At 48.3% G+C, this 19,494-nt stretch carries 20 protein-coding genes; 5 read left to right on the top strand and 15 right to left on the bottom strand.

From position 1 onward, the window contains the following. Nucleotides 1-89: 89 nt before the first annotated feature. The 5 genes from M979_RS15485 to M979_RS15465 all read right to left on the bottom strand — a co-directional run bounded on the left by M979_RS15485 (nt 90) and on the right by M979_RS15465 (nt 4,992). Complete coding sequence (locus M979_RS15485; RefSeq protein ID WP_034459891.1) at nt 90-848, bottom strand: amino acid ABC transporter ATP-binding protein; 759 nt, start codon at nt 846-848, stop codon at nt 90-92. Nucleotides 849-858: 10 nt separating this feature from the next. Next, on the bottom strand, nt 859-1,959 hold the full coding sequence (locus M979_RS15480; protein WP_064555481.1) for an amino acid ABC transporter permease: 1,101 nt from the start codon (nt 1,957-1,959) through the stop codon (nt 859-861). Between the two features lie 9 nt (nt 1,960-1,968). Next, complete coding sequence (locus tag M979_RS15475; protein ID WP_064555479.1) at nt 1,969-3,150, bottom strand: amino acid ABC transporter permease; 1,182 nt, start codon at nt 3,148-3,150, stop codon at nt 1,969-1,971. Between the two features lie 70 nt (nt 3,151-3,220). Next, entirely contained in the window at nt 3,221-4,246 is a 1,026-nt protein-coding gene (locus tag M979_RS15470; protein ID WP_034459884.1) for an amino acid ABC transporter substrate-binding protein, read from the bottom strand. A gap of 524 nt (nt 4,247-4,770) precedes the next feature. Continuing rightward, nucleotides 4,771-4,992 carry a hypothetical protein gene (locus M979_RS15465; protein WP_034459881.1) on the bottom strand — a complete coding sequence of 74 codons (222 nt, stop codon included), beginning with the start codon at nt 4,990-4,992 and terminating at the stop codon, nt 4,771-4,773. Between the two features lie 332 nt (nt 4,993-5,324). Between M979_RS15465 and M979_RS15460 the strand changes: the two genes are divergently transcribed. Next, nucleotides 5,325-5,672 (top strand): DUF1889 family protein, encoded by a 348-nt coding sequence (locus tag M979_RS15460; protein WP_074388670.1) that lies wholly within the window; start codon nt 5,325-5,327, stop codon nt 5,670-5,672. 127 nt (nt 5,673-5,799) lie between these two features. Here the strand turns inward: M979_RS15460 and fis are convergent, their stop codons facing one another. From fis to msrP, 10 genes are all read right to left on the bottom strand, one after another. Continuing rightward, entirely contained in the window at nt 5,800-6,096 is a 297-nt protein-coding gene (gene fis, locus M979_RS15455) for a DNA-binding transcriptional regulator Fis (RefSeq protein WP_000462905.1), read from the bottom strand. A gap of 25 nt (nt 6,097-6,121) precedes the next feature. Next, a complete protein-coding gene (gene dusB / locus M979_RS15450; RefSeq protein WP_034459869.1) occupies nt 6,122-7,087 on the bottom strand; it encodes a tRNA dihydrouridine synthase DusB in 966 nt (321 codons plus the stop codon). A gap of 402 nt (nt 7,088-7,489) precedes the next feature. After that, the gene (prmA, locus tag M979_RS15445) at nt 7,490-8,371 is read right to left on the bottom strand and encodes a 50S ribosomal protein L11 methyltransferase (protein WP_034459867.1); all 882 of its coding nucleotides are present in this window, start codon (nt 8,369-8,371) and stop codon (nt 7,490-7,492) included. Between the two features lie 11 nt (nt 8,372-8,382). Beyond that, nucleotides 8,383-9,837: a sodium/pantothenate symporter gene (gene panF, locus M979_RS15440; protein ID WP_034459865.1), complete on the bottom strand. Its 1,455-nt coding sequence runs from the start codon at nt 9,835-9,837 to the stop codon at nt 8,383-8,385. Then, complete coding sequence (locus M979_RS15435) at nt 9,827-10,069, bottom strand: YhdT family protein (RefSeq protein ID WP_034459862.1); 243 nt, start codon at nt 10,067-10,069, stop codon at nt 9,827-9,829. Before M979_RS15435 ends, panF begins: the two co-directional genes overlap by 11 nt. A gap of 116 nt (nt 10,070-10,185) precedes the next feature. After that, nucleotides 10,186-11,532: an acetyl-CoA carboxylase biotin carboxylase subunit gene (accC, locus tag M979_RS15430; RefSeq protein ID WP_034459860.1), complete on the bottom strand. Its 1,347-nt coding sequence runs from the start codon at nt 11,530-11,532 to the stop codon at nt 10,186-10,188. Nucleotides 11,533-11,542: 10 nt separating this feature from the next. Continuing rightward, a complete protein-coding gene (accB, locus tag M979_RS15425; protein ID WP_034459857.1) occupies nt 11,543-12,016 on the bottom strand; it encodes an acetyl-CoA carboxylase biotin carboxyl carrier protein in 474 nt (157 codons plus the stop codon). A 21-nt stretch (nt 12,017-12,037) separates the two neighbouring features. Next, nucleotides 12,038-12,490 carry a type II 3-dehydroquinate dehydratase gene (gene aroQ, locus M979_RS15420; protein ID WP_034459855.1) on the bottom strand — a complete coding sequence of 151 codons (453 nt, stop codon included), beginning with the start codon at nt 12,488-12,490 and terminating at the stop codon, nt 12,038-12,040. 232 nt (nt 12,491-12,722) lie between these two features. Next, complete coding sequence (gene msrQ, locus M979_RS15415) at nt 12,723-13,322, bottom strand: protein-methionine-sulfoxide reductase heme-binding subunit MsrQ (RefSeq protein ID WP_064555475.1); 600 nt, start codon at nt 13,320-13,322, stop codon at nt 12,723-12,725. A gap of 1 nt (nt 13,323) precedes the next feature. Continuing rightward, on the bottom strand, nt 13,324-14,328 hold the full coding sequence (msrP, locus tag M979_RS15410) for a protein-methionine-sulfoxide reductase catalytic subunit MsrP (protein WP_064555473.1): 1,005 nt from the start codon (nt 14,326-14,328) through the stop codon (nt 13,324-13,326). Between the two features lie 285 nt (nt 14,329-14,613). Here msrP and csrD point away from each other — a divergent pair, with 285 nt between their 5' ends. From csrD to mreD, 4 genes are all read left to right on the top strand, one after another. Next, nucleotides 14,614-16,554 carry an RNase E specificity factor CsrD gene (csrD, locus tag M979_RS15405; protein WP_034459846.1) on the top strand — a complete coding sequence of 647 codons (1,941 nt, stop codon included), beginning with the start codon at nt 14,614-14,616 and terminating at the stop codon, nt 16,552-16,554. Between the two features lie 307 nt (nt 16,555-16,861). Beyond that, nucleotides 16,862-17,905, top strand: a complete 1,044-nt coding sequence (mreB, locus tag M979_RS15400; RefSeq protein WP_000913396.1) for a rod shape-determining protein MreB — start codon at nt 16,862-16,864, stop codon at nt 17,903-17,905. Nucleotides 17,906-17,973: 68 nt separating this feature from the next. Further along, on the top strand, nt 17,974-18,999 hold the full coding sequence (mreC, locus tag M979_RS15395; protein ID WP_064555470.1) for a rod shape-determining protein MreC: 1,026 nt from the start codon (nt 17,974-17,976) through the stop codon (nt 18,997-18,999). Next, a complete protein-coding gene (gene mreD / locus M979_RS15390) occupies nt 18,999-19,487 on the top strand; it encodes a rod shape-determining protein MreD (RefSeq protein ID WP_034459838.1) in 489 nt (162 codons plus the stop codon). Before mreC ends, mreD begins: the two co-directional genes overlap by 1 nt. The last annotated feature ends 7 nt before the right edge of the window (nt 19,488-19,494 follow it).

The raw sequence follows: 19,494 nt of genomic DNA, 5'->3' as shown, positions 1-19,494 counted from the left end.
AAACAAAAAGGCCATCCGCAAGGATGGCCTTTTTGTTTTGTATTTTCAGCGAAAACAAAAGTCACTTTCGTGACATTTGTCATTAAATATCAATGAATAACCTGAGAAAGAAATGCGCGAGTACGTTCTGACTTTGGATTAGCAAAGAACTCATTTGGTGACGCTTGCTCCACAATTTCGCCTCTATCCATAAAGATCACTCTATCAGCAACCGTCCGCGCAAAGCCCATTTCATGCGTTACACACAACATCGTCATGCCCGATTCTGCCAGGCCAATCATGGTATCCAGCACCTCTTTAACCATCTCTGGATCAAGTGCAGAGGTTGGCTCATCAAACAACATAATCTTAGGTTTCATGCATAGAGAGCGCGCAATTGCCACTCGTTGCTGCTGACCACCCGATATTTGCCCCGGGAACTTATGTGCGTGTTCGGCAATACGAACCCTTTCCAGGTAATGCATAGCTAGCGCTTCCGCTTCTTTCTTAGGCATTTTACGTACCCAAATTGGCGCGAGCGTGCAGTTTTGCAAAACGGTAAGATGTGGGAATAGGTTGAAGTGCTGAAACACCATCCCGACCTCAGTCCTGACCTTCTCTATATTACGTAAATCATCGTTAAGCTCAGTACCATCAACAACAATACGCCCTTGCTGATGTTCTTCCAGATGGTTAATACAGCGAATAGTTGTGGATTTTCCTGAACCAGAAGGGCCGCATAGGACAATACGTTCTCCTTGCTTAACCTTCAGATTGATATCCTTGAGTACGTGAAATTGCCCGTACCATTTATTAACGTTCTCCAGCATGATCATCGCATCAGCGGGTTGCATAGTAATCTGACTCATTTATTCATCCTCAGTGCGGTGTTCTTCCGGTGTTAAAACGTTTTTCAAGATGCTGGCTGTAGCGCGACATGCTGAAACAGAAAATCCAGTAGATGAGGGCTGCAAAGACGTAGCCTTCGGTCGACATTCCGAGCCATGCAGGATCAACTGTGGCTTGCTGTACGCTGCTAAACAGATCAAACAAACCAATAATGATCACCAGACTGGTGTCTTTAAAGAGAGCAATGATGGTGTTAACCAGGCCTGGAATGACCATCTTTAGTGCTTGCGGCAAGATTACTAATCCCTGGGTTTTCCAGTATCCCAACGCCAGAGATTCTGCGGCTTCGTACTGTCCTTTTGGTAGCGCCTGCAAACCGCCACGAACCACTTCCGCGACATATGCAGACTGGAAAAGGATTACGCCGACCAATGCGCGGATAAGTTTATCGATGCTTGTTCCTTCAGAAAGAAACAGCGGCAGCATGACGGATGACATAAACAACACGGTGATTAACGGCACGCCACGCCAGAATTCGATAAAGATCACAGACAAAATTCTGACTACGGGCATTGTCGAACGTCGGCCCAGGGCCAGTAAGATCCCTAATGGCAACGCTCCGGCGATCCCTACTGATGCGATGATTAGCGTTAATGTTAACCCACCCCACTGGCGTGTTTCGACGCGATCCAGCCCTAAAAATCCACCATATAGCAGACCCCAAACAACCAGAGGGTAGATGATTGCCCAGGAGGCGATATAACGCCCACGACGCGGCATTGCATTCCAGAACATTGGAATGATGGAAGCCAGACCAATGAACAGAGCAAGGTTAATTCTCCACCGTTGATCATGCGGGTAGAGCCCATACATAAATTGTCCGAAGCGTGCATGGATAAACACCCAGCAAGCCCCTTCTTTTGTGCAGTCCGCACGACTTTCACCCACCCAGTTAGCCTTGAAAATCGCCCAATTTAACAACGGTGGAATCAGTTCCCACATCATCCAAAAACAGAAAATAGTCAGTAAACTATTAGACCAACTGGAGAAGAGATTCTTACGAGCCCATTGCACGGCACCTGAGCGAACAGCTTTTGGGCGCGCGTGATGTGACACTAATGCTTTTGTCATCATGATTCCTTAGCGCTCAACCAGGGCAATTCGCCGGTTATAGATATTCATCAGCAATGAAATAGTCAGGCTGATAATCAGGTAGACCGACATTGTTATGGCAATAGTTTCAATAGCTTGACCAGTCTGGTTGAGTACCGTTCCTGCGAACAGTGAAACCATATCCGGATAACCAATAGCGGCTGCCAGTGATGAATTTTTGACGATATTGAGATACTGGCTCGTGAGTGGTGGGATGATGACGCGCATTGCCTGAGGAATGATCACCTGGCGCAATGTAACAGGGTTCGGTATCCCCAGTGAACGCGCTGCTTCGTGTTGGCCGTAAGGTACAGACTGAATACCGGCACGGATAATTTCGGCAATAAAAGCAGATGTATAGACCGACAATGCTAAAGTTAATGCCGCAAGTTCAGGAATGAGAACCATCCCCCCACGGAAGTTAAAACCACGCAAAGCGGGAACATCCCAGTGCAATGCTGCACCAAATAGCCAATGTGCCAATAGCGGTAACAAGAACAGCAAACCTAGAGCATACGGCCAGGTGCGACGCAATTGCCCCGTTTTGATCTGATGCATCTTGTTATAACGATACAAGCCTGCCGAGATTATCAGTGCTAGCAAAAGAGCTCCGATAAATGCCAGTACACCTTCGCCAAGCTGCGGGGAGGGAATATAGAGCCCGCGGTTGCTTAAAAAGAGAAGGTCGAATGCGTTAACTGCCTGTCTAGGCCCGGGCAGGTTGCGAAGTACGGCAAAATACCAAAAGAAGATCTGTAATAAAGGAGGGATATTACGGAATGTCTCAATGTAGAAAGTGGAAAGCTTACGTAGCAACCAGTTGTCAGAAAGTCGGGCAAGCCCTAGAAAGAAGCCGATAAATGATGCAAATACAATGCACAATGCGGAAACGAGTAAGGTGTTCAGCAGGCCGACGACGAACACGCGGCCATAAGTATCACCCTGCTCATAATCAATAAGGTGCTGAACAATACCGAAGCCCGCGCTACGGTCAAGGAATGCAAAACCTGAGGTAATGCCACGATTGCTAAGGTTAGTGACGGTGTTATGTATCAGGTAAACGGCAATGCCAACCACAATGGCGACCGCAATAATCTGAAACAGCCAGGCACGAACCGCGGGGTTAGAAAAGGAAATATCACCTTTTACGATTGGGCGGCGATGGGACATAAACGAACCTCAGTAACATAAACTCAAACTTTGGGCACTACCGCAGTAATGCCCATTTCTGACGTATCGCTTAGCGAACCGGCGGTGCGTATTGAATACCACCTTTATTCCATAGGTTGTTTTGCCCACGCTTAATCTTCAGTGGGCTATCAGAACCAACGTTATGTTCGAAGATTTCGGCGTAGTTACCGACTTGTTTAACGATGTTATAGGCCCATTTATTATCAAGCTTCAGGTCTTTACCGAAATCGCCTTCTTTACCTAACAGGTGCGCCATATCCGGTGTTGTTGGATTGGCAGCCATCTGGTCAACGTTTTTAGAGTCAATCCCCATCTCTTCAGCATTCAGCATGGCGAACAACGTCCAACGCACGATAGAGAACCAGTCTTCATCACCACGGCGCACTACTGGGCCTAAAGGTTCTTTTGAAATGACTTCAGGCAGAACAATCCATTCACCCGGTGTACTTAGTTTGATGCGAAGTGCATAGAGTTGTGACTGGTCGGAAGCCAGAGTATCGCAGCGACCTGATTCCAGTGCTTTAGCTGATTCATCGGAACGATCGAACGTCACTGGGGTGTACTTCATGTTGTTTGCTTTAAAGTAATCAGCCACGTTCAATTCAGTATCAGTACCCGCCTGAATACAAACAGTCGCACCATCGAGCTCTTTAGCACTTTTCAGGCCTGCTTTGTTGTGTGTCAGGAAACCGATGCCATCGTAATAAGTGACGCCGGTAAACATCATGCCCATTCCAGCATCGCGTGATGACGTCCAGGTGGTATTACGCGACAGAATGTCCACTTCGCCGGACTGGAGGGCGGTGAAACGCTCTTTTGCTGTCAGAGGGGTATATTTAACTTTTGAGGCATCCCCAAATACCGCAGCGGCAACGCCACGGCAAACGTCCACATCAATGCCGGTAAACTTACCGTTTGCATCGGCGTATGAAAAACCAGGCAAGCCATCACTTATCCCGCATTGCACAAAGCCTTTCTTTTTTACCGCGTCAAACGTGGTGCCAGCATGAGCCTGATTGATTACCGCGAATAATGCACCGGCAGCGACCAGAGTGGAGATCAGTGTCTTTTTCATAATGCATCCTGTGTGGGGAAATTATCGTTATAAGTGTTGGCATCCGGATGACGCCATTTTCCTGTCTGTGGCATCTGCCAATGTGGTTAAAGCAAAGGGAGTGCCAAGGTTGCGAGAGACGGCATGCGTGTGCCTCCCGTCGCAGTAAGCTGAGTGTAGACAGGAAAAATCACTTGCAGCGCCCCACAACGGGGCAAAATTGAAACCTACGCCACATTTCAGAGCAAAAAAGTTTCAGTTTTTGATCATATGAAAAGAAGTAATTTCAGGCGTTAACATTAGCGTGAATAGCATAAGTAGTGGTTTGTGGAGGGAGTCACATCTGCTGCTGCAATAAAACAAAATTTGAAGGACGTGAGTGATTTGTTTCACGCCAAAGAAGATTGAGGATACAAGCGAGCAAAGCTAAAAAAATGAAATGTTGGTAATGGATGCACTTAAATAATGCAAAGGAAAATGAGTGCGGATTTTTTAATAAAAAAGCGCGCCCTGTAGAGACGCGCTTTGCAAATATGGGATGTGCTTTATTTAGTTAATGCGACGATACCCAGCGTTAGGCCAGCAATCGCTGCGGCACCACCGGCAATTGCACCTGCAGTTTCCCAGTTATCCTGAGTTGTCCCTTTCATACAGGTATTAGTGTGCACCAGGCGGCCCTGATCATCATAGACTGGCACGCAAGGTGAGTTGGTTGCACAACCTGCCAGAAGTGTAGAAAGCAACGCAGCGGCAATTAGCTTTTTCATATGGAACCTCATTAAACCAAACCCCGAACAGGGATAACTCGTGCGTTAAGGCTACGATTATCTAATAACCTGAACCGGTGTGAATGTGGTGATTTTATCACCGTCGTAGGCATGAAGAGCAGGGAGGAATAATTGCAATTCATGTGCTGTGTAAACAAAGTGGAGAAAAGCGGGCAAAGGCAAGAAAGTGTGGAGAAAAAGTGAAGTTAAACATTTTCAGATAACCAGTCCGTGTCACAACTATTAAAAAGGCTGCATTACCAAGGGTAGTAACCATTTAAATCATATGGTTAACTGGTAGTTGTCAGTGCGTGTTATGGCTCGTTTAATACATGGTTAATATTAAGGATAAGAATATGCCAGCTGTCATTGAAAAAGCATTGGACTACATTGGCGGTATGAATACATCCGCATCAACGCCACATTCTATGGATGAGAGTACAGCTAAGGGGATATTTAAGTATCTGAAAGAGCTGGGGGTACCGGTTAGTGCAGCTGATGTTACGGCAAGAGCTAATCAGGAGGGATGGAACACTGAGTTCACGAAAAAAGTGGCAGGGTGGGCTGCTAAAATTGAGTCTGGCGACCGTGTTCTTATTAAAAATCCTGAATACTTTTCTTCATATATGCAAGAGCAACTTGGGGCGCTAGTACAAGCCGAACATTTACCAACTGAGTAGGTTTTCTGAACGCATTCGTTGCTTTTGTTCGTGAACTCGCCTTTCACCAGGCGTATTACAAACATTAAAAAAGGCGCTTCCCCATGCCGAGTAGCGCCTTTTTAAACAACAACTTAACTGATTAATATCAGTTCATGCCGTATTTTTTCAATTTTTTACGCAGCGTACCACGGTTGATGCCCATCATCAGGGCAGCGCGGGTTTGGTTGCCACGGGTGTATTGCATCACCATGTCCAACAATGGCTGCTCTACTTCAGCCAATACCAGCTCATACAGATCGTTAACATCTTGACCATTCAGTTGAGCAAAATAGTTCTTCAGTGCTTGTTTCACGGAGTCACGAAGAGGTTTTTGGGTAACCTGATCCTGTGAGTTAACGGTAGAAACGGTTAGTACGTCAGAATTTACGCGTTGTTCGAACATAGTTCTGTCAGCTCTTTATTTCTAATTACGCAAGATTTTCGAAGTATGCCTCCAACGCCTCAAGCTGTTCGCTTGCATCCTCAATGGCGTTGAATGTGCGCCGAAACTGGTCATTTGGAGCGTGTTCCTGTAAGTACCAGGAGACGTGTTTGCGAGCAATTCGGTATCCCTTAGCATGACCATAAAAGTCATGAAGTTCACCAATATGCCCACAAAGTAAGCGCTTCACCTCTGCCAGAGGCAGTGGAGGAAGCAACTCTCCAGTGTCCAGATAATACTGGATTTCCCGAAAGATCCAGGGTCTTCCCTGAGCCGCACGTCCTATCATAAGAGCATCAGCCCCTGTGTAGTCGAGCACAGCTCTGGCTTTAAGCGGGTCAGTAATGTCACCATTCGCGATTACCGGAATGGAAACTTTCTGCTTAACTGCCCGAATGCTGTCGTATTCAGCATCTCCCTGAAATAAACAGGCGCGTGTGCGTCCATGAATTGTCAGAGCCTGAATGCCACAGTCTTCAGCCAGTTGGGCAATCTCTTCACAGTTACGGTGCGCCGTATCCCAGCCAGTGCGAATTTTCAACGTTACAGGTACGTCAACTGCGTTAATTACCGTCGTCAGGATAGACTTCACAAGACTTGGGTATTGCAGCAGCGCAGAACCTGCGAGTTTACGATTCACTTTCTTAGCAGGGCATCCCATATTGATATCAATAATCTGGGCGCCATTAGCCACGTTAATGCGTGCGGCCTCTGCCATCTCATCAGGATCACTACCGGCAATTTGCACGGTGCGAATACCTGGTTCATTCACGTGCACCATCCGTAAACGTGATTTATCACTCGCCCAAACTTCAGGGTTGGAGGACATCATCTCGGAAACAGTCAGTCCGGCTCCCATCTCGTAACACAGTGTCCTGAATGGTCTGTCAGTGATGCCAGCCATAGGTGCTGCTATCAGTCGATTTCTGAGCTGGTGTTGTCCAATGCGCATGAGTTAAGAAATGACCATACTTGCCTGCAAGGCGGCGTATATTACGCATTTTTAGCCTGAGATGAAAGGCCAAACTTTGAACAATCAGCTGTCGTAGATCAATGAATCCTTATCTCGTACAGTGAAAAAAATAAATTAATTATATTTTTCAGTTAGTTATGTTTCGTTGGTTGATTTGTGTGCTTTTAGATTTTCGCCACATTCAGGGGTAATTCATTATTTTTTACGTATAAGACACGAGATAAAGTGCTGCTTAAATCACCAAACTTAGTGTTTTTCTGCGATCGGCATCTCATTTTGGTGCGAGTTATCACTGGGATGAATTGTTGTAAACGGAGTGTTGCTCGGAGAGTCTGGAGGTCAGTAACGTGGCTTGATACCACGTTACTGAGGGGAGGGGATTTAGCGTTTGATACCGGTAATTCGGCACCACTCTTCTTTTTCTGCAACTGGATCGAGCGTGAATTTATCCTGATAGGCTTCGCAAACACCTTCGGCCTGGCTTGCCAGAACGCCAGAAAGCCCCAGGAAACCGCCCTGAACAGGCAGCACGCTGATTAACGGAGCTAACTCACGTAAAGGGCCTGCCAGGATGTTAGCAACCACTACATCGGCGCTCATGACTTCTGGTTGGTCTTTTGGCAGATACAGTTCCAGGCGATCAGAAACACCATTGCGCTCTGCGTTATCGCGGCTGGCCTGAATCGCCTGAGGGTCGATATCAATACCAATTGCTTTCACTGCACCCAGTTTCAATGCGGCAATGGCGAGAATACCGGAGCCGCAGCCGAAATCGATAACGGTTTTGCCCGCCAAATCTAAACCATCCAGCCACTCAAGACACAAAGAGGTCGTTGGGTGAGTGCCGGTACCAAACGCAAGACCAGGGTCCAGCATCACGTTCACCGCGCTAGCGTCTGGCACATCGCGCCAGCTTGGGCAAATCCACAGGCGTTGACCAAAGCGCATCGGGTGGAAGTTATCCATCCACTCACGCTCCCAGTCTTTGTCTTCAAGCTGTTCGATTTTATGTGGGAAACCGATGCTCAGTAGTGGGCAGTTCTCAAGAATTGCAACCACTTCTTCCATGTCAGTTTCTGCATCGTACAGGCCAATGACATCGGTATCGCCCCATAAACGGGTTTCGCCAGGCAATGGCTCGAATACCGGTGTGTCGTGGGTATCCTGAAAGGTGACGGAAACCGCACCGCTTTCGATCAGCGCATCGCCGAGCTCTTCAGCATTTGAACCTGAGGTATTAATTTTCAGTTGAATCCATGGCATAGCGAAACTCTTTATTTATCAGTAGTTGAAACGAGTGCCGGAACAGGTAGAGACTGACCAAAACGGTTGCCTACCAGGAACGCCAGCAAACTTAATAACAAGGATGGCACAATTGGGTGGAAGCCCAGGAACTGGATTTTGAAGCTCGCCAGCACTGCATACAACCCGCCACCGACAATCATTGCGCTCAGCGCACCCGTGGCATTGGCGCGTTCCCAATACAGGCCCAACACCAGCGGCCACAGGAACACAGCTTCTAACCCACCAAACGCCAGCAAATTCAGCCAGATGATCATTTCAGGTGGGCGCCAGGCTGCAAGTAGCAGTAACGCACCTAAAATCAGAGTGATCACCGATGACATTCTTTTCAGACGCCTTTCGTTAGTGATCTGATCCGGTCTCATATTCAGATAAAGATCTTTGACGATCGTAGCTGACGATTGAAGCAGTTGGGCATTAATTGTCGACATGATTGCCGCCATTGGTGCCGCGAGGAAGATCCCCGCCGCGAACGGAGGTAGAACGGTGACCATTAGCGTTGGAATAACCAAATCAGGCACTTTTAAGTCCGGTATTACCGCCCGGCCTAACGCCCCTGCCAGATGCATACCAAACATTAAAATCGCCACCACAATCGTGCCGAGGATAATTCCACGGTGCACGGCTTTGCTGTCTTTATAAGAGATGCAGCGCACCGCTGTGTGAGGCAAACCAATCACGCCGAAACAGACCAGCACCCAGAACGAGGTCATGAATGTTGGAGAAAGAATGTCATCGGCACCCTGCGGTGAAACAAGTTTAGGATCAATATGCTGTAGCGTATCGACCGCGTTGTGTAAGCCACCCGCAGCGTGAACGATGCCCACTAACAGCAGTATCGTTCCAACTAGCATCACCATTCCCTGCATAGCATCGTTGAGAACGCTGGCACGGAAGCCACCGAATGCAGTGTAGAGTGCGATGCTGATACCAAAAATCAGCAAGCCAGTTTCGTAAGGAATACCCGCCGCGGTTTCCAGTAAGCGTGCCCCGCCAATGAACTGCACAGTCATGGCACCGATAAATGCCACCAACAGGCTAATACTTGCCAGCCACACCAGCAGGCGGCTTTGGTAGCGCGCAAACAGCATGTCGTTCAGGGTAACAGCGTTATAGCGACGCGCCAGAATGGCAAACTTTTTACCCAGAATCCCCAGTGATAACCACACCGCAGGAAGTTGGATCATTGCCAGTAAAACCCAGCCCAGCCCATATTTATAAGCAGCACCAGGCCCACCAATAAATGAACTGGCGCTGATATAGGTCGCGGTGAGCGTCATCGCTAATACGAAGCCACCCATCGAACGACTGCCGAGGAAATATTCGTTGAGGAAATTACCCGTAGTGCGGCGTTTCATGGCGTACATAGAAATGCCAAAAACCACCAGTAAATACGCCACTAGCGGCAAAATGACTTCAAGCTGCATGATCATCCTCCAGTGGGATATCGCGGAAGATGAACTTCACCATGGCCCAGCACAGCAAAATGAATAGCAAAGGTACCAGCAGGCATGCCATTTCAAACCAGTGTGGGAGACCTGTTGGGCCGATATCGTTACCTGGTAAGTAAGCAGCCACTAACCATGCTGCGAGGTAGAGAAGGGTTAGCCAAAGCGCCCAGCGGGCTTCTTTATGGGCCTGAACAAAACGCGCGTCCATTATTGTCCCTTGAGTTGGCGGAAAGCGGCGATTGTAACGCATAGCGGCAAATTGAGGATCAAAAAAGAAAAAGGCCGGAAATCCGGCCTTTTAACGATGTAACTACATGAGAAAACTTAGTCCTGAAGACCCAGTTTCTTCTCCAGATAGTGGATGTTAGTCCCACCGTGCTGGAAGTTTTCATCGTTCATGATGCGAGTCTGCAAATCAACGTTGGTTTTGATGCCATCGATGATCAGCTCAGCCAGGGCGTTCTTCATACGCGCAATCGCCACTTCACGGGTTTCACCGTAACAGATAAGTTTTGCGATCATTGAATCGTAGTATGGAGGAACAGTGTAGCCGGAATAGATATGTGATTCCCAACGTACACCAAAACCACCCGGCACATGGCAGCGAGTAATTTTGCCTGGGCTTGGCAGGAAGGTATTCGGGTCTTCGGCGTTAATACGGCATTCAACCGCATGGCCACGAACCTGAACATCTTCTTGCTTGATAGACAGTGGCTGTCCCGCAGCAATACGAAGCTGTTCTTTAATCAGATCAACACCGGTAATCATTTCTGTTACCGGGTGTTCAACCTGAATACGGGTGTTCATCTCGATAAAGTAGAACTCACCGTTTTCGAACAGGAACTCGAATGTACCTGCACCGCGATAGTTGATATCGATACACGCTTTAGAACAGCGCTCACCGATGAATTTACGCAGCTCAGGCGTGATGCCTGGTGCTGGCGCTTCTTCCACAACTTTCTGGTGACGACGCTGCATAGAGCAGTCACGTTCAGCCAGATAGATAGCTTTACCCTGGCCATCAGCAAGAACTTGAATCTCGATGTGGCGTGGGTTTTCCAGGTACTTCTCCATATAGACCATATCGTTGTTGAAAGCAGCTTTTGCTTCCGCACGGGTCATATTAATGGATTGTTCCAGGTCAGCATCGTTACGTACTACACGCATACCACGACCGCCGCCGCCACCGGACGCTTTGATAATTACCGGGTAACCGATGCGTTTAGCATGGGCGCGGTTTTTATCCATATCGCCGTCAAGAGGGCCGTCAGAACCAGGTACGCAAGGTACGCCAGCTTTCTTCATTGCGTTGATTGCAGAAACTTTATCGCCCATCAGACGAATAGTTTCAGCTCGCGGGCCAATGAAGATAAAGCCTGAACGCTCAACCTGCTCAGCAAAGTTGGCATTTTCAGACAGGAAGCCATAACCCGGGTGAATCGCAACGGCGCCAGTAATTTCTGCCGCAGAGATGATTGCCGGGATATTCAGATAGCTTTTTACAGACGGAGCAGGACCGATACAAACAGTCTCATCCGCTAGCAATACGTGTTTTAAATCGCGATCGGCAGTTGAGTGCACAGCGACAGTCTTGATGCCCAGCTCTTTACAGGCACGAAGAATACGCAATGCAATCTCACCACGGTTAGCGATGACAATTTTATCCAGCATGTTCGCCTCGTTACTCGATGACGACCAGCGGCTCGTCAAATTCAACCGGTTGACCATTTTCAACCAGGATGGCTTTCACCACACCGGCTTTGTCAGCTTCGATCTGGTTCATCATTTTCATTGCTTCAACGATACACAGAGTGTCGCCAACGTTAACCTTCTGGCCAACTTCAACAAATGATTTAGCATCCGGGCTTGGGGTGCGGTAGAAAGTACCTACCATTGGGGAACGCACGATGTGACCACTGATTTCAGCAGCCGCCGGTGCTTCTGCCGGAGCGGCAGGTGCAACAACGTTAGACAGGCCAGCCTGCGGCTGTGGCTGGTACATTGGCGCAGCATAAGCCTGTTGCATCATCGGGTAACCGGTGTTTGCCGGTGCACGACTGATACGTACAGATTCTTCGCCCTCAGAAATTTCCAGTTCAGAAATGCCTGATTCTTCAACCAGCTCGATCAGTTTTTTAATCTTACGAATATCCATGAGTGGGTTCCGTACTCTTGTTTAGATGGATTTTGACAAGCGTTTTACCGCCGTCTGTAGTGCATATGAATAGCCGTCAGCGCCTAATCCGCAGATGACACCAACCGCTTTATCAGAAAGATATGAATGATGGCGGAACGGTTCGCGCGCATGCACATTGCTCAGATGGATCTCGATAAACGGAATATCCACCGCTAACAAGGCATCACGCAGCGCAACGCTCGTATGCGTAAACGCGGCCGGATTAATCAGAATAAAATCGACAGTGTCTTTAGCCTGATGAATTCGGTCGATCAACTCATATTCAGCATTAGATTGCAGGTGACTGAACGAGACATTTAGCGTTTTTGCTTCTTCTTCGAGCGAGTTAACAATTTGCGCCAAAGTTAGCGTGCCGTACTTCTCGGGCTCGCGTGTTCCCAGCATGTTAAGATTCGGACCGTTCAAAAGCAAAATGTGAAAATTAGCCGACATCGTGCTGCCATCTCCTGCAATTTGTAGGTATTTTACAAAATATACCTAAGTTGCTCGGTTGTCACCTTCAGAGCCAGAAAATGGCCTGTCAGAAAAACCAAAGTCGCACATTATAACGATTTCGTAGCATTTGGCAGCTAAATACTGGTCTTATCAGGGAAGATGATCAACTCATATCCTTTTTAGGGGCACGGTTGATCACTTTTTTGCGCAGAAGAACACAATTCTTCCGTTAACGCAGCCACATCCGGAATTTCTTATAGCGCAAGGCCAAAAGGATGAATGCGCCCAGAGCATACAGTAACGGTTGCGGGGAAATAACCTTTACTGACCATAAATAATGTATGGGGGCGAGGATTGCGACCAGATAGACGAAGTTATGTAGCTTTTGCCAGCGTGACCCCAATTTTCGTTGTAAAGATTGGGTCGATGTTGCCGCCAATGATAGCAGCACCAGCCAGCTGATTATTCCTAAAGTCAAATAGGGGCGCGTCACCAACTCCTGGCCAAGCAGTGCCAGATTGCTGATTCCCAGTTCCAGCATGGCGTAGCTGGTTAAATGAAGAGTGGCCCAGGCAAAACACCACAATCCCAGCAGACGACGGGTACGAATCAGCAATGGCTGTTTACCGTATCTCGCTAAAGGTGTGATCAGGAGAGTTGCAAGAAGTAACTTGAGCGCCATCCTGCCGGTAAAATGTTGGATATCCTTTGCCGGATCAGCACTCAAAAAACCTTGGTTTGCGGCATAAAATAGCCAGACAAAGGGTAAGAATGCCGCGAGGTGCAGCACCACTTTAAGCCACGTGATTTGCTTCGCAGTTAATCTCACTTTAGAAATTCTCCTTCAGATTTAAACCGCGGTACAGCGAAGCAACCTCATCGGCATAACCATTAAACAGCAATGTAGGCTGGCGTTTCACATCCAGCACGCCACCTGAACCAATGAATCGCTCACTCGCCTGCGACCAGCGTGGGTGATCAACATTTGGGTTTACGTTGGCATAAAATCCATATTCATTTGGGGCTGCCATATTCCAGGTGGTGGGTGGCAGTTCGCTAACCAGCTTGATACTGACGATCGATTTAATCCCTTTAAATCCATATTTCCATGGCACGGTGAGTCGTATCGGAGCGCCGTTTTGTGGCGGTAGCGCTTTGCCATAAACACCCACAGTCAGCAAAGTAAGCGGATGCATCGCTTCATCAAGTCGCAGTCCTTCAACGTAGGGATACTTCAAACCGCCGCCAATAAATCGATCTTTCTGTCCAGGCATTTGCTCCGGGTCGTAGATTGTTTCAAAGGCGACATATTTCGCATTGCTGGTGGGTTCAACTAAAGCCAGCAACTTGCTGAGCGGGAAGCCAATCCACGGCACAACCATTGACCAGGCTTCAACACACCGCATGCGATAAATCCGCTCTTCAAGCGGGAATTTTTTATAGAGATCGTCGTAATCCAGTGTCAGCGGTTTTGCTACTTCGCCGCTAATGGTGAGTTTCCACGGATCGGTTCTCAGACTCCCGGCGTTTGCCGCAGGGTCGGCTTTATCCAGACCAAACTCGTAGAAGTTATTGTAGCCAGTAACTTTATCTTCCGGTGTCATGGCGAGCTTAGCCTGCCATTGTTCGGGTTTGCTAAATTGCAAAGGTTTTCCTGAAGGCGCTGGCGGCCGGTCATTACCTTTAAACCAGGAAAGAATATCTGCATGTGCAGTCTGAGGAAGCGAAAGGGCAGCCGCACTGATACCTAGTGCCTTGAGTACCTGGCGGCGTTTCATCATAAATACGGATTCAGCTGTGACATCAGCTTCGGTGAAGCGGGCGATCTTCTTCATCTTATACTCCAGCGTGGCTTTATTCCCTAAGCATGACGGAGAACGCTAAACCCTGCGAATTTGTCACAAAAAATTGAAACTTAAACATACTGCTATTTTTGTTGAATATTTGTTAATGAATGGAGGGTTGTCAGCGGCTATACTTGAGTTTCAGTGTGCAAAACACTCGCTTTGCAACAAAGGGTGAGAATATGTTCACTGTGTTTGCCAGGGCACCTCTTTTACTATGTAATGCCGCATCAGGTCAGGCTTGGTATATCTTCACCACACGGAGTTAACACAAGGATGCGATTAACGACGAAGCTTTCTGCTTTTATGACATTGCTAACGGGGCTCGCTATTTTTGTGACGCTCGTTGGTTGTTCATTAAGCTTCTTTAATGCGATGCATTATAAAGTGCATCAGCGTGTGGTATCTGTTGCCGCCATCATTGATAACGATTTAGTTTCGAGCTCACCAGAAGCTCTGATAAAGCGCCTCAATGAAGTGATGGTTCCGATTGATATCACCGAGGTCGATTTCAAGCTTGGCGATAACACCGTTTATCAACACCAATTGACCCAAACCTATCACTTGCTGGGAAACAGCTACAGTCTGCGCACCGTGACTGTTGAATTAATGAAACATCCCGGCATGTTTCTCAGTCTGACCTATCGCGATCCGATAGCGAATTACTACAACTCTCTTTTCGCGACAGTACCTCTTTCTATCACGATTGGATTCATGCTTATCGTGCTGTTCTTTGCTATCCGCTGGATGAAAAAACAGCTCGCAGGGCAAGAATTACTGGAAAGCCGTGCGCGACGAATTCTGAATGGCGAAAGAGGTGTTGAAGTGCGTGGCTCAGTGTTGGAATGGCCACCACAGGCCAGTAGTGCGCTTGATGTGTTGCTTTCAGATCTGCAAAACGCCAGCGAACAACGTAGCAGAATGGATACGCTAATTCGTGCTTTCGCCGCGCAAGATGCGAAAACGGGTCTGAATAATCGCCTGTTCTTTGATAACCAACTGGCAACTTTACTCGATGAGCAGGAGAAAGTCGGCGCGCATGGTGTGGTGATGATTATCCGTTTACCGGATTTTGAAACGCTACACGAAACGTGGGGACGCAACGCGGTAGAAGAGTATCTATTTACGATTATTAATATGTTGTCGACTTTTGTGATGCGCTATCCTGGGGCTTTACTGGCACGCTATTTCCGTAGTGATTTTGCCGTTTTGTTGCCGCACCGCACATTGAAAGAAGCCGATAGCATTGCTAATCAATTACTGAAAGCCGTCGATTCGCTGCCTCCAACGCGGATGTTGGATCGTAATGACATGATGCATATCGGTATTTGTGCATGGCGGAGCGGGCAAAGCAAAGAGCAAGTTATGGAAAATGCAGAGGTGGCGACGCGTAATGCTTCCCTGCAAGGAACCAACGGCTGGTCGGTTTATGACGATAGTTTGCCGGAAAAAGGGCGTGGTAACGTTAAATGGCGTACGCTCATTGAGCAGGTGTTGCAACGCGGCGGTCCACGCTTCTACCAAAAGCCGTCCGTGAAGCGCGACGGCTTCGTGCATCATCGGGAAATTATGTGTCGGATTTTCGATGGTGAACAAGAAGTATTGGCGGCAGAGTATTTGCCGATGGTTAAGCAGTTTGGTTTATCGGAGCAATATGACCGACAAATCATCGCTCGGCTATTGCCACTAGCAGGATTCTGGCCTGAAGAAACGCTAGCCGTTCAAGTGTCGGTTGAATCATTGATTCGGGCACCTTTCCAGCGTTGGTTGCGTGATGCATTAATGCAATCTGAAAAATCACTTCGACGACGTATTCTTTTTGAACTTGCAGAGGCAGATGTTTGTCAACACATCAGCCGTTTGCAACCTGTGATTCGTTTGATCAAAGCATTGGGCGTACGTATTGCAGTTTCCCAGGCGGGTTTGACCGTTGTGAGTGCGTCTTATATTAAAGAATTGGATGTGGAATTGATAAAACTGCATCCAGGGCTTGTGCGTAACATTGAGAAACGAACCGAAAATCAGCTGTTTGTACAGAGTCTGGTTGAGGCTTGTAACGGGACTCAGACACGAGTTTTTGCGGTCGGTGTAAGAACGCGAAGTGAATGGCAGACACTGGTAGAGAAAGGCGTGGCGGGTGCTCAGGGGGATTTTTTTGCGGCCTCTGAACCGCTCGATAGCAACGTGAAAAAATATTCGCAAAGATACTCGGTTTAACCTGCCGTTTATAAATATTTCACGTAGAATAACGCGCGCTGCATCTCAAGGGGGCGGATACGCCTGCTGACCAGATTGTTAAAGCACGAATGAACCCAGTTTGCTTCCTTACACTGTTCGTTTAACCTACAGCGTTTGTTTAATTCCTCTGCTGTTCGAGGATAAACGTGCCGAAAGTGTAACGGTCGTAGTAAACTGCACAATTTTTCACCATTGCAGAACATTTATGCGCCTTGTCGCTGCAATGAGTGGTTGGTAAAGTAAGCGGATTTTGTTTCCGCCCCAGCTTTCAGGATTATCCCTTAGTATGTTGAAAAAATTTCGTGGCATGTTTTCCAATGACCTGTCCATTGACCTGGGTACCGCGAATACCCTGATTTATGTAAAAGGACAAGGCATCGTACTGAATGAGCCGTCTGTCGTGGCCATTCGCCAGGATCGTGCCGGTTCACCTAAAAGTGTTGCGGCCGTAGGCCATGACGCTAAACAGATGCTGGGTCGTACCCCTGGCAACATCGCGGCTATCCGTCCGATGAAAGATGGCGTTATTGCCGATTTCTTCGTGACCGAAAAAATGCTGCAACACTTCATCAAACAAGTGCATAGCAACAGCTTTATGCGCCCGAGCCCGCGTGTTCTGGTGTGTGTGCCAGTCGGTGCAACTCAGGTTGAACGCCGTGCTATCCGTGAATCTGCGCAAGGTGCAGGCGCTCGTGAAGTGTTCCTGATTGAAGAGCCAATGGCTGCCGCTATCGGTGCTGGCCTGCCAGTTTCTGAAGCAACCGGTTCTATGGTTGTGGATATCGGTGGTGGTACTACTGAAGTTGCCGTTATCTCTCTGAACGGTGTGGTTTACTCCTCTTCCGTCCGTATTGGTGGTGACCGCTTTGATGAAGCCATCATTAATTATGTGCGCCGTAACTACGGTTCACTGATCGGTGAAGCAACCGCTGAACGTATCAAACACGAAATCGGTTCTGCTTACCCAGGCGATGAAGTGCGTGAAATTGAAGTTCGTGGTCGTAACCTGGCTGAAGGTGTTCCACGCGGCTTTACTCTGAATTCCAATGAAATCCTCGAAGCCTTGCAAGAGCCTTTAACCGGCATCGTGAGCGCAGTAATGGTTGCGCTGGAACAGTGCCCACCAGAATTGGCTTCCGATATTTCTGAGCGCGGTATGGTTCTGACAGGTGGTGGCGCATTGCTGCGTAACCTCGACCGTCTGCTGATGGAAGAAACTGGCATTCCGGTAGTAGTTGCAGAAGATCCATTGACTTGCGTAGCCCGTGGCGGTGGCAAGGCACTGGAAATGATCGACATGCACGGCGGCGACTTGTTCAGCGAAGAGTAATCAGCCACACGTAAAAGGCAGTGACTATCACTGCCTTTTCCTTGCTGGCCCTGGAATACGCATAGCCTATGAAGCCAATTTTTAGCCGTGGCCCTTCGTTGCAGTTTCGCCTAATTCTGGCGGTGCTGGTGGCGATTGGTGTCATTATTGCCGATAGCCGTCTGGGTACGTTTAGTCAGATCCGAACGTATATGGATACTGCCGTCAGCCCTTTCTATTTTGTCTCAAATGGTCCCCGTGAATTGCTCGACAGCGTCTCGCAAACACTGGCATCACGCGATCAACTAGAGCTCGAAAATCGTGCACTGCGTCAGGAACTGATCCTGAAAAATAGTGAATTACTGATGATGGGTCAATATCGTCAGGAAAACGCACGTCTGCGCGAATTGCTTGGCTCACCGTTGCGTCAGGACGAGCAAAAAATGGTGACTCAGGTTATCTCTACCGTTAACGATCCTTACAGTGACCAGGTTGTCATTGATAAAGGGAGCGTGAATGGGGTCTATGAAGGTCAGCCAGTCATCAGTGATAAAGGTGTCGTAGGTCAGGTCATTGCGGTGGCTAAACTCACCAGCCGTGTTTTGCTGATCTGTGATGCGACCCATGCGCTACCGATTCAGGTGCTGCGCAATGACATTCGCGTTATTGCGGCGGGCAACGGCTGTACTGACGATCTGCAACTAGAACATTTACCGGCAAATACCGATATTCGCGTAGGCGATGTATTGGTGACGTCTGGACTGGGTGGTCGCTTCCCTGAAGGTTATCCGGTGGGTGTCGTTTCCTCTGTGAAACTTGATACTCAACGTGCGTACACCGTTATTCAGGCTCGCCCAACCGCTGGCTTACAACGTCTGCGTTATTTGTTGCTGTTGTGGGGGGCGGATCGCGAAGGCAAAACTCCTATGCCACCGGAAGAGGTTCATCGCGTAGCGAATGAGCGTTTGATGCAAATGATGCCGCAGGTATTGCCTCCAGCTGATTCTGTTGGTCCACCAGCCCCAGCTCCGATTCCACCTCCGGCAACGGGAATGGCTCAGGCTCCTGCAGGGAACTCTGCTTCTCCTGCATCTGCTACCCAGGGAGGGCAGTAGTGGGGAGTTACCGTAGTCAGGGTCGTTGGGTAATCTGGCTCTCTTTCCTTGTCGCCTTGCTGTTACAAGTAATGCCCTGGCCTGACGATTTGAAAATCTATCGTCCGGACTGGGTTTTACTTATTCTGCTGTACTGGATTCTGGCGTTGCCCCACCGCGTAAATGTTGGCACAGGTTTTGTGGTGGGTGCCATACTGGATCTGATCAGCGGTTCCACCCTAGGCGTGCGAGCATTATCTTTGAGTATCGTTGCTTACCTGGTGGCGTTGAAGTACCAGCTATTCCGCAATCTCGCGCTTTGGCAACAGGCTTTAGTGGTTATGCTGTTGTCATTGATGACAGATGTCATTGTGTTCTGGTCTGAATTTCTAGTCATCAACGTATCTTTCCGTCCGGAAATTTTCTGGAGTAGTGTGGTTAACGGCGTGCTGTGGCCATGGATATTTTTGCTGATGCGTAAAATTCGCCAACAATTTGCTGTGCAATAGGATTTAA

The sequence above is a fragment of the Buttiauxella noackiae ATCC 51607 genome, from assembly GCF_001654865.1.
GTDB classification, from domain to species: domain Bacteria; phylum Pseudomonadota; class Gammaproteobacteria; order Enterobacterales; family Enterobacteriaceae; genus Buttiauxella; species Buttiauxella noackiae.
The sequence above is the reverse complement of the archived record's forward strand: the minus strand, read 5'-3'. Positions and strand labels throughout refer to the sequence as shown.